Consider the following 15,670-nt stretch of genomic DNA (forward strand, 5'->3'; position numbering starts at 1 on the left):
TAGAGGTCAGGGTAATCAGGGTCATTGAAAAAAGGAACTTGTGAACAGTGCTGCCTGAATAGGGGCAAGCCTTGCCGGGGGCAAGCAATGGTGGCGGTCCCTTGCGCAGGGCGGCTGTTACACCGCCTTGAGCCTGGGGCCGGATTTGGGAGATGTGCCTCGCAGCCCGGCGGCGGTTTCAACCTGGGACACCAGTGTTTCATGCCGGTCAGAGCCATCCTCACCGATAAAGCCAAACCATTTTGACAGGATCGTTTCGGCATCCGTATCGCTGAGCCGGGTATAGGCGCGTTTGAACACATGTTCCTGCATATCGATGGGGCGCGAGTCGTGCCCGTCGATCTTGATGGCCAGGAACCCCATCCCGTTATTGTCGACCATTGCCGGAAAGCGGCGCAGCAGTCTGCTGTGCCCGAAGGAAAAGATCGTGTGTTCTTTCTGAACCCGGATCGCGGTGCCCATGGAATTGAACGGCAGCTTGGCGCGGTAGATATGGGTGGCGCCGTCCTGGGCATAAGACGTCACCATCACCCCGGAGGAGCGGGAATAGGCCAGCGGCATCACATCCCCGAGCCGCGTCATATACGACCGCAATTCGCGCACGTAATCATGGGACAGGCAATCATCATCATCGATACGGAACTGCACCAGCGGCCGCGAGAGCCCGGCATTGAGACGCGCCAGTTCGGGCATCAGGGCGTCGTGCACGGTGGCGGCGTCCGACACGACCGGAATGATCCGGTCATCCACGCCACAGATCTTGTGCAGCCGTTTGAGATGTTTGCTGGGCATGATGTCCGAGGTCAGGACGATCAGGACGAAATTGGGATCCTTCTGCGCCAGCAGCGAGGGCAGCAGGAAGTTTTCAAACAGATAAAACCGGAGCGCCATGCGCCCGTCCTCATAAAGCCGCTCGGCCTGTTCCAGACGCAAAAGGTCAATATCCGTGCTGGCCTCTACATCCGCATAGGCGGCCCAATCGCCATTGCCACAGAAGGAAAACCGGCAAATGCCGATCACGGGTTCCAAGAGGTAATTCACTGCGCGCCTGCCTTTTTTTGTTTTGCAGGCAGGATACGTGGATTGCGCGGCTTGTGGAGGGCAAACCCCTTAGGAAGACCGTTTCTTCTGTGCATCGACATATGCGCGCAACACCGCGTGCATCCGGGTCAGGTGGCCTTTCGGACCTTGGGATTTGAAAAAGTCGATGATGTCGGGATCCATCCGCAGGGTGACGGGGTGTTTCGTTCTGGGTGGCTCTGGTGTGGCATCGTCCCAGAACCCATCAGGCAGATCGATTTCGGGTGCGTCTTGCCGTGTTGGACGCGTGTCACCGCGTGCTTTCATGGCGCGGATGTCTTCAAGGGAAGCTGTTTTTGTATGTTTCATAATCTTTGCGTCCTGCTCTCCAGGCGGAGATGAGGCGGATGTTCCCGTTCCGCTCGGTATGGACCACCACGTAAGGTGCGTCGTCTACGAGGCCGAGAGAGATATATCTGACTTCGCCATAGTCGCGGCGATCATCCACCCGGGTGAGGGTCGGGCCCTCGAAAATGAGGGCAGCTTCTAAGAGGTCGACACCGTGCTTTTCATAGTTCTGGTTTCGTTTGTCTTCGTTCCACTCGAAGGACATATGCACCACCTTTAATGCCTCAAAGCATCAGCAAGAGGAGAAGGGAGAAGCACATCATGCCACTTCTTGTAAACGTGGATATGTATGCACTAAAAGTACATACATATCCAATAAAAAATTCACAAATCTGAAATTCTCCTTACCCGCCCGTTAACCTTAACGCATTCTTTACCCCTCGCTGGGGATAACAGGCCAAATGCAACCTATGCGTGAGGCCCTGACCCATGACGCCCCCAATCTCTGCGACAGCTCTGTCTGACCTGCCCATGGCCCTTCCCGATCCTGTGCGCAAACGGGCCTTTATCACCGGGATTACCGGGCAGGACGGGGCCTATCTGGCGCAGCTTCTGCTGGGCAAAGGCTACGAGGTGCATGGCGGTATCCGCCGCAATGCCCAAGCCGAACGGGCCAGGTTAGAGACGCTTGGCATCGCCGATCAGGTGTTTTTGCACGACCTCGACTTGTCGGAGATGAACAACATTTTCCGCCTGCTGCGCGATGTGCAGGTGGACGAGTTCTACAACCTTGCCGCCCAGAGTTTTGTCGGCGCGTCCTGGGATCAGCCGGTCTATGCGGGGGATGTAAACGGGATGGGGGTGGCGCGGCTTCTGGACACCCTGCGCACGGTTGCCCCCGAGACGCGATTCTACCAGGCGTCCACGTCCGAGATGTTCGGGCTGGTGCAGGCGGTGCCGCAGACCGAGGACACCCGCTTTTACCCGCGGTCGCCTTACGGCGTGGCCAAGGCCTATGGGCACTACATCACCGTGAATTACCGCGAAAGCTTTGGCATGCATGCCTCCTGCGGGATCCTGTTCAACCACGAGTCGCCTCTCCGCGGGGAGGAGTTCGTCACCCGCAAGATCACCAAGGGGCTGGCCCGCATCGCGCGGGGCGGCAATGCGCCGATCCAGCTGGGCAATCTGAGTGCCCGGCGCGACTGGGGCTTTGCGGGCGATTACGTCGAAGGCATGTGGCGCATGCTGCAACAGGACACGCCCGGCGATTACGTGCTGGCCACCGGGGTCACGACGCCGATCCGCGACTTCGTCAGCTTTGCCGCCGACGCGCTGGACATGGCGCTCGACTGGCAGGGCGAGGGTGTGGAGGAGGTGGCGACCGACCGCCGGTCGGGGCGCACGGTGGTTGAGGTGAACCCGGATTTCTTCCGCCCGGCCGAGGTGGACTTGCTGGTGGGAGATGCCGCGCGGGCGCGGGCGCAGTTGGGCTGGCGACCAAAGGTGGATGTGCGCGGGCTGGCGGGCATGATGGCGCGCGCGGATTATGACGCGGTGGCGTAATACGGCCCGCCGAGCGCTGCGGCGGCTGACCGGCGCGCGGGATTATCTGGACGGGATACAGGGCGGGGCCATTGTGGGCTGGGCGCTGCCGAAGCCCGGTGCCGGGCCGGTGCCGGTGGCGCTTTATGATGCCACGGGGCGGATCGCCGAGACAGTGGCGCAGCAATTCCGCGCAGACCTGCGCGATGCCGGGCTGGCCGAAGGACGCTGCGGCTTTGCCTTTGCCATACCGGAACACGCGCAGGAGCTGCGCGTCTGCCGTCTTGACGGCCCGCGCCCGATCGAGATCGGGAGGATTGATCTGAGGGGGTGCCGGGCTGAAGCCCGGCCTACGCCTGGCCGATCCGGTTCTCTGCGTAGGCCGGGCTTCAGCCCGGCAGCCGCACTCCGCGACCTGCACGCCCCCGGCCTTGCCGCTCTGCGCGGCGCTCCACGCGCGACACCCTCCGCGCCTGCCCCGCTGTCGGCCCGGCAGGCGCTGCTCTTTGCCCCCGGTGATCCCGCCACCGGCAGGCCCCTTCCCGATCCGCTTTGTGCCTACATGGCCTATCTGCGCCCGCGCTACCGGCTGGACGCGCAGTTCGACTGGGACAGCGCCCCGGAGGAGGAGGCCGCACATTTCCTCGACTGGATGTTGACCAGCTATGCGCCGATGCGCAGCGGTCTGAAGCCCCCCCTGTCCCGGCGCGCCATCCAGTGGCTGAACGCGCCGGTGGTCCTGCCCGGAAAGCGCACACATCTGAGCCGGGCCACATGGGCTGGGCTGATGGGCGTGCCGCATCTTCGTCAGGGCATGGACTTTGCGAACCCCGGCTGGGTAGAGGGCGTGATCTACTGGTGGGCGGTGCATCAGGCCCGCGCGATCTCGGGTGAGGATTGTCTGGTGCCGGACGCCTATGTCACCCATCTGGCGGAGGTGCCCGAGGACGGGGCGTTCCCCCTGTCGCGCTACATGGTGCGCTGGCTGGACGACGCCCCGGCTCTGGCACGGTTTTCCACCACCAGCACAGAGGATCGCCGCCAGATCACCCTTGCCGCGATGCTGCGCGCGGCAGAGCGGCCAGATACGCTGCGGTACATCCCCTGGGCCAGTATAGAGACGCTTTTGCGCCCCGGTGCCGACGGCCAGACCCCGCTTGGCGCGTATGTGAAGACATTGGATGGACAGGACAGGCGCATCACACCCGCCGACTATGCCGCCTGCCTGCGGGGGCGCGGATATGACCTTGAGACCCGCCGTTTCACGACGCGAACGGTTGAGGGACACCGCCTTCATGCCGCCGCCCTGCCCGCGCCCGTGGTGCAGGGGGTACAGCCCGTCGATGTGCAGGTGATCGGCCCCGTGACCAAAGCCAGCGGGTTGGGGCAAGCCATGCGCGCCTCGATTGCCGCGCTCAAGACCACGGGGCTGGGGGTGCAGGTGGTGAATTTCGATCTCGACAACCCCGCGCCCGAAACGGATGTGCCCCATGTGCCTTTTGACAAGGCGCGCCCGGCCCGGTTTTCCCTGCTGCATCTGAACGCGGAATCCATTCCCCTGCTCACCGCCTATGCGCCGGACATCACTGATGGATCGTACCTGTCGGCCTACATGTTCTGGGAACTGACCAGACCTGCCGCCTGTCACGCGCTGGCATGCCGGTTGGTGGAGGAGATCTGGGCAGCCTCTGACCACGGCAAGGCCATTTATGCCGACACCTTCAAAGGCCCGATCCGCGTGATGGGACTGGCCAATGACGTGGCCCCGCCCGCTGATCCTCTGGGTGCGCGGGCGACCTTTGTGGCGCGCACCGGGTTTGCGGCGGACCGTTTCCTCTGCATGGCGAGTTTCGACAGTTTTTCGTTCGTGCAGCGCAAGAACCCCCTGGCGCTGATCCAGGCGTTTCGGGAGGCCTTTCCCGAGGGCAATGCACAGCTTTTGCTTAAGACGCAGAACCGCAGCCGCGTGCATGATCCGGCACAGCGGGCGATCTGGGCCGAGATCGACGCGCTGACCAAGGGTGATCCCCGGTTTCACGTTCTGGATGAAACATTGCCCCGCGCCGATCTGCTCGCGCTGATGGCCGGGGCCGATGCCTACCTGTCCCTGCACCGGTCCGAAGGCTGGGGGTTCGGCATGGTCGAGGCGATGGCGCTGGGGGTGCCGGTGCTGGCGACGGGCTATTCCGGCAACCTTGCCTACTCAGATGACACAACCACCTGGCTGGTGCCCGCGACCGAGGTGGCCCCTGCCCCGCAGGAGTACATGTTCACACCCCAAGGGGGGCTTTGGGGGGATCCGGATCATCACGCCGCCGTGCACCTGTTGCGCGAGATGCAGGCCAATACCGCCCTGCGCACCCGCAGGGCCAGGGCAGCACAGGCGCGGGTGTTGCGCGCTTTTTCTCCTGCGGCCATTGGCACACGTTATGCAACCCGGATCGAAACGGTCCTGCGGCAGAAAAAGGCGCGGGCGGCATGAGGTTTCTGCCTCTTCGCAAGCGCCCGGCATATGTGATGGGGGTCAGTTGGCCGCGCTCGGGTCACCACCTTCTGGCGCGGCTTTTGCGGCTCTATTACGGCGCAACCTTCACCTATTGCGGGTTCTACGGGCAGGCCAATTGTTGCGGTCAGGCCCCTTGCGCACGGGCCGGGGATATCCGCTATTCCAAAAACCACGATTTCGACGGCGCACTGCCGCAGGACGCAGGCCACAGATACCTGATCCAGACGCGGGCCTTTGCGCCCTCGGTGGTGTCCAACTTCGAGCTCTACCTGCGCGAAGGCGGCACGGATGACATGGCCAGTTTTGCACGCTTTGCCAGCGCGCAATTCACCGCCTGGCGCGCGTTTCAGGACAAGTGGGTCACATCCGATTTTGCCAGCACCCAGACCGTGATCCCCTACGAGGCGCTGATCCGGGATCCCATGGTCGCGCTGCGCTACGCGCTTGGCTGCTTTGACGACACCGCCCCGAACCCGGAGCGCCTGCATGCGGCCATTGCCCAGGTCGATGGTGAAGAGGTGGCGCACCGCCGGATCCGGCCCCGCCCCGGCACCGGGGTGCACCCGCCCCGTGATGTGACGCAATTTCGCCATTACGACGCCCGGTTGTTTGGTTATCTGGACAAACTGAGACTGACCCGGCAGGAGGTAAACGAGATGTTCCGCCGCCATCTGGGTCGGGACGCGTCCGAGGCCAACATGCTTGCGCTGCAAACCACCCCGTCGGTTGAGGCAGTCGAGCGGATGATCCTCGGATCTTCTGAATACGCGGCCCGGGGGCGCAAGCTGCGGGCCGTCTGACCCGTGAGAGTGCGATTATGACTGATCTTCCCCTTATCTCCCCGGTGCTTTTGTGCGGCGGATCCGGGACCCGGCTCTGGCCTTTGTCGCGCAAGAGTTACCCCAAGCAGTTTGCGCAGTTCCTCGGCGAAGAAAGCCTGTTTCAGGAGGCCGCCAAACGGGTGTCCGGCGACGGGTTTGCCGCGCCTCTGGCGGTCACGGGGGACGGGTTTCGCTTTATCGTGGCCGAACAGCTGGGGCATTGCGGCATCCGGCCCGCAGGCATCCTGATCGAACCCGAGGGGCGCAACACCGCGCCGGCCGCCGCGGCGGCCGCCCTGCATCTGGCGCAGACCAATCCATCCGCGCTGATGCTGCTGGTGCCCGCCGATCACGCCATCCCCGATCCGGATGCGTTTCGCGATGCGGTGATGACCGGCGCGCCTGCGGCTGTGGATGGCCAGATCGTGACCTTCGGGATTCAGCCCACCCGCGCGGAAACTGGCTATGGCTGGCTGGAGGCCGGGCAGGAAACCCATCCCGGTGTCAACGCCTTGGAGCGGTTCATCGAAAAGCCCGATCAGGCCAAGGCCGAAACGCTCTTTGCCGATGATCGTTACCTGTGGAACGCAGGACTGTTCCTGGCCCGCGCCGACACGCTTCTGGCCGCGTTCGAGGAGCACGCGCCGGATATCCTCAAAGACACCCATGCCGCGATGGAAGCCGCTGAACCCGATCTGGGGTTCCTGCGCATTGATCCAGGCCTCTGGTCGCAGGTGCGCTCCGAAAGCATCGATTACGCGGTGATGGAACAGGCCGGCAATGTCAGCGTGGTCCGCTTTGCAGGCGGCTGGTCCGATCTGGGATCGTGGGAGGCCGTCTGGCAGGAAAGCCCGCAGGATGGCACCGGCAATGCATTGGCGGGGCTGTCAACGGCGATTGACTGCGAAAACACCCTGCTGCGGTCTGAAAGTGACGAGATCGAACTGGTGGGCATCGGGCTGAAAAACGTGGTCGCGGTGGCGATGCGCGACGCGGTGCTGGTGGCCGATATGTCCGACAGCCAGAGCGTGCGCCGCGCGGTGGACGCGCTCAAGGCGCGCGAGGCCAAGCAGGCGGTGCAACTGCCCGTCGATCATCGCCCCTGGGGTTGGTTCGAGACGCTGATCCTGGCCGACCGGTTTCAGGTCAAACGCATCCACGTGCATCCCGGCGCGGCCTTGTCGTTGCAAAGCCACGTGCACCGCTCCGAGCACTGGATCGTGGTGGCGGGCACGGCGCGCGTGACCGTGGATGACGAGGTGCGGCTTCTGACAGAGAACCAGTCGGTCTACATCCCGCTGGGGGCTGTGCACCGGATGGAGAACCCCGGCAAGGTGCCGATGGTGCTGATCGAAGTGCAGACCGGAAGCTATCTCGGGGAAGACGACATCATCCGCTACGAGGACATCTATTCCCGGACGTAAAACGGGTGTGCCGGGCAAATGCCCGGCCTACGCGTTGGTCTATCTGGCACGCCTACCTCAGCCGATCCCCCACCGCTGCCAATGTTTCGCGCATCAATGCCTCGGCTCGCTCCGCGCTTTCGGCCTCGGCGTAACAGCGAAACTCCGGCGCATTGCCCGAGGGGCGCAGGTGGATCACAGAGCCATCGGCAAAGGACACGCGCAGCCCGTCGGTGAGGTCTGTGCCGGTCTCTGCCGCGCGCCCGTTAAAGAACGCGGCGCGGGCGGTCGTGTCGTTGGTCAGCTCTGCGATAAACGCCTTGGACGCGTCGGTCGGGATGCCCGCGATCCGGTCGGCTGCGGTAAAGCGCGGGGGCAGATCAGAGACCAAATCCGCCAGAGCCACACCTTTTGCCCGCGCCATCGCAAGTGGTGCTACAATCGGCAACAGACAATCACGGGTCATAAGCGGGGCCAGCGCACCCGCAGGTCCTTGCGCGTCAAAGCCCAGCAGGAACCCACCATTGGCCTCGTAGCCGATCACCTTGCCGCCCGTCTCTTCCATCGCCGCGATCACGTAGGGTGAGCCGATCTTCGTGCGGATCACGGAGGTGAAGCCAAGGTGATCCACCAGCGTGTTGGACGACACCGGTGTGCAGATCACCTCTGCCCCAAGGCTCTGTGCCGTCAGCGGGCCCAGCACATCGCCGGGCACCAATGTGCCGCGCGCATCCACCAGCATGGGCCGGTCCGCATCGCCATCGGTCGAGACCAGCGCATCAAGCGCATGGTCGGCGCACCAGCTTTTCAGCATGGCGCGCGTGTCGGCATCCACCGCCTCGGTATCGACCGGAACAAAGGTCTCGGCGCGGGCAAGGCGCACCACCGTGGCCCCCATCTGCGCCAGCGCCTCGGCCAGCACATCGCGCGCCACCGAGGAATGCTCGTAAACCCCGATGCGCAACCCGTTCAGGGCCACGGTGCCAAACGCGGTGACATAGCGCGCCACGTAAGCGGCCAGCGCCCCGTCTGCGCGCATATAGTCGCCCAGGTCCGCCGGATCAGAGCCTGATCCCAGCGCCGCCCCAATCGCCACTTCATCGGATTTCGCAATCTCCCCCTCCGGCAAATAGAACTTCAACCCGTTGCGATCTGCCGGGATGTGGCTGCCGGTCACCATCACCGCCGCCTGCCCCGCCCCCATGGACGCCAGCGCCAGCGCGGGTGTCGGCACCGCGCCGTGATCCACGGCGGTCAGCCCCATCCCCCGCACGGCCCCGATCACGGCTGCCGCGATCTGCGGCGACGAGGCGCGCAGGTCTTGCCCCACATGCACCGCTCCGCCATGCGGGCAGGCCGTCAGGAAGGCACGGGTGTACTCGGCGACGAGGGTCTCAGTCAGGTCGGTGACAAGGCCACGCAGACCGCTGGTGCCGAATTTGGGAGGCATGGAATGTCCTTTCGGGATGTCTTTGCGCGCAGGTATGCCCTTGGCCCCCGCCCCGGCGCAACCACGCAGTTTCACGCCCGGCCCTTCCGTGGATTTGGCATATTTGGAAAAAGAAGACAGGGCAGGCCGGCACACGCTCCCCCGCCTCTTCTTTTGATAAATATGCAACCGCCCCCTGGGACACCGTGCGCAACGGTCGCTGGATTGAGCCCCCGTTTACCACCACACCCCTAGCGTCCGGGCCCAATATGGACCGCTGAAAAGGCCTGCCTGATGTCACAACATTCTTCCCTTCTGTCACTGCCCTATATCCAGCCGGCGCAGGCACAGAAACATGTCACCCATAACGAAGCGCTGCAGATGCTGGATGCGCTGGTGCAGCTGTCGGTAGAGAGCCGGGCGTTGACCGCCCCCCCCAGCACCCCTGCCGATGGCGCGCGGTATATCGTGGCGGCGGGGGCGACAGGCGACTGGGCCGGGCAGGAATTTGCGATTGCGCTCAATGCCGGGGGCGGATGGCTGTTTCTGACGCCGAATGTCGGCTGGCGCGCCTGGGTGGCGGATGAAGGGACCGAGGTGATCTGGCAGGGCGCGCTCTGGCAGGTGGCTGGCGGGGGGGCTGCACCGGATCGGCTGGGGTTGGGCACCCCGGTTGATCCGGTCAGCCGCCTGAGCCTCGCCGCCCCGGCAACCACGCTCAGCCATGAAGGCGATGACCATCAGCTCAAGGTGAACAAGGCGTCGGATGCGGATACCGCCAGCCTGATGTTCCAGTCGAACTGGACGGGCCATGCCGAGATGGGCCTGACCGGCGATACCGCGTTTTCGATCAAGGTGAGCGACGGGGTGTCGTGGACCACCGCGCTGTCTTTTGACCCTGCGACAGGCACGGCCAGTGGGGCGGCGGTCAGTTCCGGGCCGGAGGAGAGCAACCCGGACACGCTGGTGCGCGCAGGCGACGGGTATCTCAAGGGCACGCTTCTTGGCACGGTGACGCAGGACGGGAACGGCGTGCCCACGGGCGGCGTGATCGAGCGTGGATCGAACGCGAACGGCGATTACGTGCGCTTTGCCGATGGGACGCAGATCTGTACGTCGGGCAACATTCCCACCGGCGGGATCACCAACCCGGCCGGGGCGCTGTTTCAGTCGAACCATCTGGCGTGGACCTTTCCGGCGCCCTTCGCGCCCGGGGTGCCGCCCATTCTGGTGGGCGAGAGCGGCAATACAGGCGCCTGGCCCACCTTCGCGCCGCACGGAGTGCTGTCGACCGGGTTCAAGGCGACGGCGATCGTGTCGATCGGTGTGGGCCTGAACCTGCGGCTCTGTGCGATTGGGCGGTGGGTGTGAGCGCTGGTCCGGGCTTTGCCCGGCAAACGCTCTGGAAGAGCGTTTGAAGCGCGAACGGGCGGAGCCCAATCACGCAGGTCATCATTGCGCTCTGAGGACTATATTCATTTCTCAACCTTTCCCTAACAGAATCGCCTCAGGGTGGAGGGTGGTGAGGAGAGGGATGTTTGCAGGTGTTCTTAAAAAATCTGCGAGACAATGAAGCGCGCCGTAGCCAGTCCGCGGGATGGCTTCTATCCTGAGAACCGTGCGCTTTATGCCAGCCAAATCCGTGCTCCGACCGAGCGTTGTACGAGCGTCACAAAATAGCCAGCCCGGGTGGCGGGTCATGCCGGAGGCATGCTGGCAGCATGACTATAGCGCGGCGGCCTACGCCCTTGTTCCGCGCCAGTGTGCTTAGGGCTCCGCCCGCTCGGCCCTCAAACTCTCCCCCGGAGAGTTTGCCGCGTAGCGGTCCGGGCGTCTCACTCCAGCAGCCCCAGCAAATACGCGCCATAGCCGTTTTTCCCGAACATCTCGGCGCGTTTGCGCAGGGCGTCGGCATCCAGCCAGCCTTGTTCATACGCGATCTCGTCGGGGCTGCCGATTTGCTGACCTTGGCGGTCTGACAGGGTGCGCACGAAGTTTCCGGCATCGAGCAGCGATCCATGGGTGCCGGTATCAAGCCAGGCATAGCCGCGGCCCATCAGTTCGACGCTCAGTTGACCATCGGCAAGGTAGCTTTCCAGCAAGCTGGTGATCTCCAGCTCGCCGCGCGCGGAGGGTTGCACCTTGGCGGCGCGCGCAGGGGCCGTGCCGTCGAGGAAGTAGAGGCCTGTCACGGCATAAGGCGACGGGGCTTTCGTGGGTTTCTCGATGATCTGCCGCACCGTCCCGTCGGGGGCGAAATCCACCACGCCGTAGCGTTCGGGATCAGCCACGCGGTAGCCGAAGACGGTGCCGCCTGAGGGTGTGGCGTCGGCGCTGGCCAGAACCTGCGGCAGGCCGTGGCCGAAGAAGATGTTGTCGCCCAGCACCATCGCGCTTGGGGACCCGTCAAGGAAATCCTCAGCCAGCAGGTAAGCCTGTGCCAGACCATCGGGCGAGGGTTGTTCGATATAGGTGAACGCCAGCCCCCATTGCGACCCGTCGCCCAGCAGGCGCTGGAACTGGTCGGCGTCCTGCGGCGTGGTGATGATCGCGATCTCGCGGATGCCCGCCAGCATCAGCACCGACAGCGGGTAGTAGATCATCGGTTTGTCGTAGAGCGGCAAGAGCTGCTTCGACAGGCCCATGGTGATCGGGTAGAGCCGCGTGCCAGAGCCGCCGGCGAGGATAATGCCCTTGCGGTTCATGTGTTCAAATCCTTCAAAACAGCGGCCAGCCCCGCTTTCCAGTCGGCAGGTGTAATCCCGAAATCCGACACCAGTTTGGCGCAATCAAGCCGGGAATTGAGCGGGCGGGTCGCGGGGGTGGGATAGTCGGCAGAGGGGATGCCAGTGACGGTCACATCCCGGCCCGCCTGCGCAAAGATCTCTTGTGCGAACCCGGCCCAGCTTGTGTGCGGCGCGCCTGCATAGTGATAGGTTCCGCCTTTTGCGTCCGCTTTCATGGCGTCCGCCAGTTTGAGCAGCGTCGCGGCGATGTCCGCCGCCGGGGTTGGCCCACCGATCTGGTCATTCACCACGCTCAGCGCATCGCGGGTTTCCGACAGGCGCAGCATGGTTTTGACGAAATTGCTCCCATGGGCCGAGAACACCCACGCCGTGCGCAGGATGATATGGCGCGCGCCTGCCGCGCGGATGGCCTGTTCACCCGCCAGTTTGGTGCGGCCATAGGCGTTTTGCGGTTGCACAGGGTCTGTTTCCTGCCAAGCCCGGTCGCCTGTCCCGTCGAACACATAGTCGGTCGAGACATGCAGGAAGGGGATGTTGAGATGCGTGCAAGCCCCTGCCATCGCGCCGGGGGACGCAGCGTTGATGGTCTGGGCCAGCACCTCTTCCTCCTCGGCCTTGTCGACGGCGGTATAGGCGGCGGCGTTGATGACGACGCGGGGCTTGAGATCGGCAATGATCGCAGCACAGGATTGCGGGTTGGACAGGTCGGCTTGGTCCCGACCCAAGGCGGTGATCTCGGCCTGTCGCTGCAACTCGGTGGCCACTTGCCCGGTTTTGCCGAAGACGAGGATCACGGGGTACACCCATCATCAGGCATCCCCCGGCCGCAGGCCGGATCGCGCCCGGCCCCGCCCCCCAGGGCGGGCGCGATTGTGCAACCGCTCCACCGGGTGACTCTGCCGGCTCTGCGCAGGACCGTCGGAGCAATTGGCAAGCCCGCCCTCGGGGCCGGGCGCGATCCTTCGTTCACTTGGCTCACGCTTTCACTCCCAACCGCTGCCCAACACCGTCGCGGTCCTGCAACGCCTGCCACCAATCCCGGTTGTCCAGATACCAGCGCACCGTGCGCCGCAGCCCTTCTTCCAGCGTCACCGAGGGCCGCCAGCCCAACTCGCCCCGCATCCGCTTGGGATCAATCGCATAGCGCAAATCATGCCCGGGGCGGTCGGTCACAAACGTGATGAGCCGCTCATGTGGCGCGCCCGTCGGCACCATCTCGTCCATCAGAGCGCAGATCATGCGGACAAGGTCGATGTTCTTTGCCTCGTTCTCACCGCCAATATTGTAGGACCGCCCCACCTGCCCTTTCGACACAACTGTCAAAAGCGCATCGGCGTGGTCCTCCACAAACAGCCAGTCGCGCACATTCTCGCCCGCCCCATAGACCGGGATCGGCTGGTCCGCCAACGCGTTCAGGATCACCACCGGGATCAGCTTTTCGGGGAAGTGATACGGCCCGTAATTGTTCGAACAATTGCTCAGCACCACGGGCAGGCCATAGGTGTGCCACCACGCCATCACCAGATGATCACTCGCCGCTTTCGACGCCGAATAAGGCGAGCGCGGATCGTAGGGTGTCTCTTCCGTAAACTGACCCGTGTCGCCCAGAGACCCGAACACCTCATCGGTGGAGATATGGTGAAAGCGAAACGCCTCAAACCGACCACGGCGTTCCCAATAGGCCCGCGCGGCCTGCAACAGCGTGTAGGTCCCGATCACATTGGTGTCGATAAACGCGCCGGGTCCGTCGATGGACCGGTCAACATGAGACTCCGCAGCGAGATGCATCACCGCGTCCGGCTGATGCTCTGCAAATACAGTCTCTAACAAAGCCGCATCGCGAATATCACCCTGCACAAAGCAATAGCCCGGCGCATCCGCCACCGACGCCACATTGTCGAGACAGGCCGCATAGGTCAGCGCATCAAGGTTGATCACCTCATGCCCCGCCGCCACCGCCTGCCGCACCACCGCAGAGCCGATAAACCCGGCCCCGCCTGTCACCAGTAATTTCACATCGCACTCCACTCAAACGGGCTGTCGATCTCGGCCAGCGCGGGCGCCTCCGCATCCTTGCCCGACAGCACAGGCGCACCGCTCAGCCCCCAGTCAATCCCAACCGAGTCCCAGCGCACCGCGCCCTCGGCCTCGGGCGCATAATACCCGGTGCACTTATAGATGATCTCGGTGTCCGGGACCCTCGTGACAAACCCATGCGCAAAGCCTTCGGGCACCCAGAGTTGCCGCCCGTTCTCGGCCGTCAGGTCGACACCCACCCACTGCCCATAGGTCGGCGACCCCAGCCGGATATCCACCGCCACGTCCCACAATGCCCCGCGCCCGCAGCGCACCAGCTTGCCCTGGCCGTGGGGCGGTGCCTGATAGTGCAGCCCGCGAATGGTGTTCACATCTGCCGACAGCGAATGATTGTCCTGCACAAAGACCGGATCAATCCCCGCCACCTCGGCCAGTCTTGCGGCGTTCCACGTCTCTGCAAAGAACCCGCGCGCATCGCCGAACCGCCTTGGCGTCAGGATCAAAAGCCCCTCAAGGGCGGTTGTTTCAACGTCCAGCATCAGCCGTCCTTTTGCGTCTTCACCCAGGCCAGGAACGCCCGGTCCGGGTTCGCCAATCGCGCGCGCCCGGTGTCGTCCCACCAGGACAGCCAACGCGCCTGCAGCCCGTAGACATCTGCCCCGGGCTTCAGGGCTTTCGCCGCCTCCAGCGTGTCTTGGCGTATAATCGGGGCATCCATAGGGCGCGGTTTGGCCCGCCGCGTGACGATCAGGATGTCGCCCTCACGCTCGGACAGGGAATAGTCAGGCAAGTGATCGGCCTCGATCATCTTGCGAATGGCAGCCCGGAACACCCGCACCGGGGCGGCGCTGCCTGCCTTGAGGTGCAGCGTGGGGATGCTGATCGCCCATTCCGCCTGCCGCCCGCAATGCTTGCGCGCGAGTTCATAGATCCGCCGTTCCAGCGGTTTGCGCAACCGAAAGTAATCGCGCGACAGCGTCAGCACCGACCGCGCACAGACCGCGCGGAACAGCCACTCCGACAGGGTCACAGTGACCGAGATCATCCGCCCACCCTTGGAGCGGCGCAGGATCTCCCAGCTTTCAATCAACCCAAACCCCCGCGTCGCCTCCACCCCATCGGTCGCGATATTGGTGGTGATCCGCGTCCCCGCCAGCCGCTCGAACCCTTCGCGCAGACGGGTATAGCTGTCGCCCCCTGTATCGCGGTTCGTCGCCACCAAAAGATCATGCGCCTTGAGCGTCAGCGTCCGACTGACAGCTCGCCCCGCATTCATCGCCGCCACAAGCTGGCTGATGCAGTAGATAAGGATATCCTTGTCATGGATCGTCGCGCGGCCCTTCACGGACGGCGTGACCTGCACCTCCACCCCGTTATGGGCGTAGGACAACACCCGCGTATCGGGGCGCGTGCTTAACGAAAAGATCGGATGCTCCATCGTCGCCAGATCATCCTTGGGCGACGCGCCAAAGAGATCGCAGACGAAGAAATCGCCCGTCGGGTGCCGGTCGGGCAACAGCCCGCCTGTTGTGGTCCCTGCCATGAGGTCCGCCTGTGCTTTGCTCGCGAAACCCCCGGTCAGTCTGGCGCCGACTCGGTATCGGGGTTTCAGTGACACCCAGCGTAAAGTTATCCACAGACGCCGTCCACGATTCTTGGACCACGCAGCGTCGGATCGGAGTCGCTTGCTCGGGGGATCAGAGTCGCGTTATCGGAGGTTCAGAGTCGCTTGAACAAAATCAGCAACGCTTTTTTTATTTATTTAGAAATGCTTAGGCGAAATCAATCAGGCCTGTAACTTATAACTAACGATA

The 15,670-nt window shown here is 63.8% G+C and carries 14 protein-coding genes; 5 read left to right on the forward strand and 9 right to left on the reverse strand.

What is annotated here, in order from left to right:
- Positions 1–117 precede the first annotated feature (117 nt).
- The 3 genes from MWU54_RS18020 to MWU54_RS18030 all read right to left on the reverse strand — a co-directional run bounded on the left by MWU54_RS18020 (position 118) and on the right by MWU54_RS18030 (position 1,633).
- Positions 118–1,041 carry a glycosyltransferase gene (locus MWU54_RS18020; protein WP_247086536.1) on the reverse strand — a complete coding sequence of 308 codons (924 nt, stop codon included), beginning with the start codon at positions 1,039–1,041 and terminating at the stop codon, positions 118–120.
- Between the two features lie 69 nt (positions 1,042–1,110).
- Positions 1,111–1,389: a BrnA antitoxin family protein gene (locus tag MWU54_RS18025; RefSeq protein WP_247086538.1), complete on the reverse strand. Its 279-nt coding sequence runs from the start codon at positions 1,387–1,389 to the stop codon at positions 1,111–1,113.
- A complete protein-coding gene (locus MWU54_RS18030; RefSeq protein ID WP_247086540.1) occupies positions 1,361–1,633 on the reverse strand; it encodes a BrnT family toxin in 273 nt (90 codons plus the stop codon). The genes MWU54_RS18025 and MWU54_RS18030 overlap by 29 nt, the downstream gene beginning before the upstream one ends.
- A 224-nt stretch (positions 1,634–1,857) precedes the next feature.
- Here MWU54_RS18030 and gmd point away from each other — a divergent pair, with 224 nt between their 5' ends.
- From gmd to MWU54_RS18050, 4 genes are read left to right on the forward strand one after another with little or no spacing between them, the layout of a single operon-like run.
- Positions 1,858–2,934: a GDP-mannose 4,6-dehydratase gene (gene gmd, locus MWU54_RS18035; RefSeq protein WP_247086542.1), complete on the forward strand. Its 1,077-nt coding sequence runs from the start codon at positions 1,858–1,860 to the stop codon at positions 2,932–2,934.
- On the forward strand, positions 2,918–5,395 hold the full coding sequence (locus MWU54_RS18040) for a glycosyltransferase (protein ID WP_247086544.1): 2,478 nt from the start codon (positions 2,918–2,920) through the stop codon (positions 5,393–5,395). Before gmd ends, MWU54_RS18040 begins: the two co-directional genes overlap by 17 nt.
- Positions 5,392–6,219, forward strand: a complete 828-nt coding sequence (locus tag MWU54_RS18045; RefSeq protein WP_247086546.1) for a hypothetical protein — start codon at positions 5,392–5,394, stop codon at positions 6,217–6,219. The genes MWU54_RS18040 and MWU54_RS18045 overlap by 4 nt, the downstream gene beginning before the upstream one ends.
- A gap of 17 nt (positions 6,220–6,236) precedes the next feature.
- Positions 6,237–7,664, forward strand: a complete 1,428-nt coding sequence (locus tag MWU54_RS18050; protein ID WP_247086548.1) for a mannose-1-phosphate guanylyltransferase/mannose-6-phosphate isomerase — start codon at positions 6,237–6,239, stop codon at positions 7,662–7,664.
- Positions 7,665–7,716: 52 nt separating this feature from the next.
- Here the strand turns inward: MWU54_RS18050 and MWU54_RS18055 are convergent, their stop codons facing one another.
- Positions 7,717–9,093 (reverse strand): phosphomannomutase, encoded by a 1,377-nt coding sequence (locus tag MWU54_RS18055; protein WP_247086550.1) that lies wholly within the window; start codon positions 9,091–9,093, stop codon positions 7,717–7,719.
- Positions 9,094–9,366: 273 nt separating this feature from the next.
- Here MWU54_RS18055 and MWU54_RS18060 point away from each other — a divergent pair, with 273 nt between their 5' ends.
- Complete coding sequence (locus MWU54_RS18060; RefSeq protein ID WP_247086552.1) at positions 9,367–10,443, forward strand: DUF2793 domain-containing protein; 1,077 nt, start codon at positions 9,367–9,369, stop codon at positions 10,441–10,443.
- Between the two features lie 464 nt (positions 10,444–10,907).
- Here MWU54_RS18060 and rfbA read toward each other — a convergent pair whose 3' ends face one another.
- From rfbA to MWU54_RS18085, 5 genes are all read right to left on the reverse strand, one after another.
- On the reverse strand, positions 10,908–11,777 hold the full coding sequence (gene rfbA, locus MWU54_RS18065; RefSeq protein ID WP_247086554.1) for a glucose-1-phosphate thymidylyltransferase RfbA: 870 nt from the start codon (positions 11,775–11,777) through the stop codon (positions 10,908–10,910).
- A complete protein-coding gene (gene rfbD / locus MWU54_RS18070) occupies positions 11,774–12,613 on the reverse strand; it encodes a dTDP-4-dehydrorhamnose reductase (RefSeq protein ID WP_247086556.1) in 840 nt (279 codons plus the stop codon). The genes rfbA and rfbD overlap by 4 nt, the downstream gene beginning before the upstream one ends.
- A gap of 181 nt (positions 12,614–12,794) precedes the next feature.
- Entirely contained in the window at positions 12,795–13,835 is a 1,041-nt protein-coding gene (rfbB, locus tag MWU54_RS18075; RefSeq protein ID WP_247086558.1) for a dTDP-glucose 4,6-dehydratase, read from the reverse strand.
- Entirely contained in the window at positions 13,832–14,392 is a 561-nt protein-coding gene (gene rfbC, locus MWU54_RS18080) for a dTDP-4-dehydrorhamnose 3,5-epimerase (protein WP_247086582.1), read from the reverse strand. The genes rfbB and rfbC overlap by 4 nt, the downstream gene beginning before the upstream one ends.
- Positions 14,393–14,394: 2 nt before the next feature.
- Positions 14,395–15,399, reverse strand: a complete 1,005-nt coding sequence (locus MWU54_RS18085) for a replication initiator protein A (protein ID WP_247086560.1) — start codon at positions 15,397–15,399, stop codon at positions 14,395–14,397.
- Between the last annotated feature and the right edge of the window lie 271 nt (positions 15,400–15,670).

Origin of the sequence: Marivita sp. S6314 (assembly GCF_023015985.1) — a bacterium.
GTDB lineage: Bacteria > Pseudomonadota > Alphaproteobacteria > Rhodobacterales > Rhodobacteraceae > Marivita.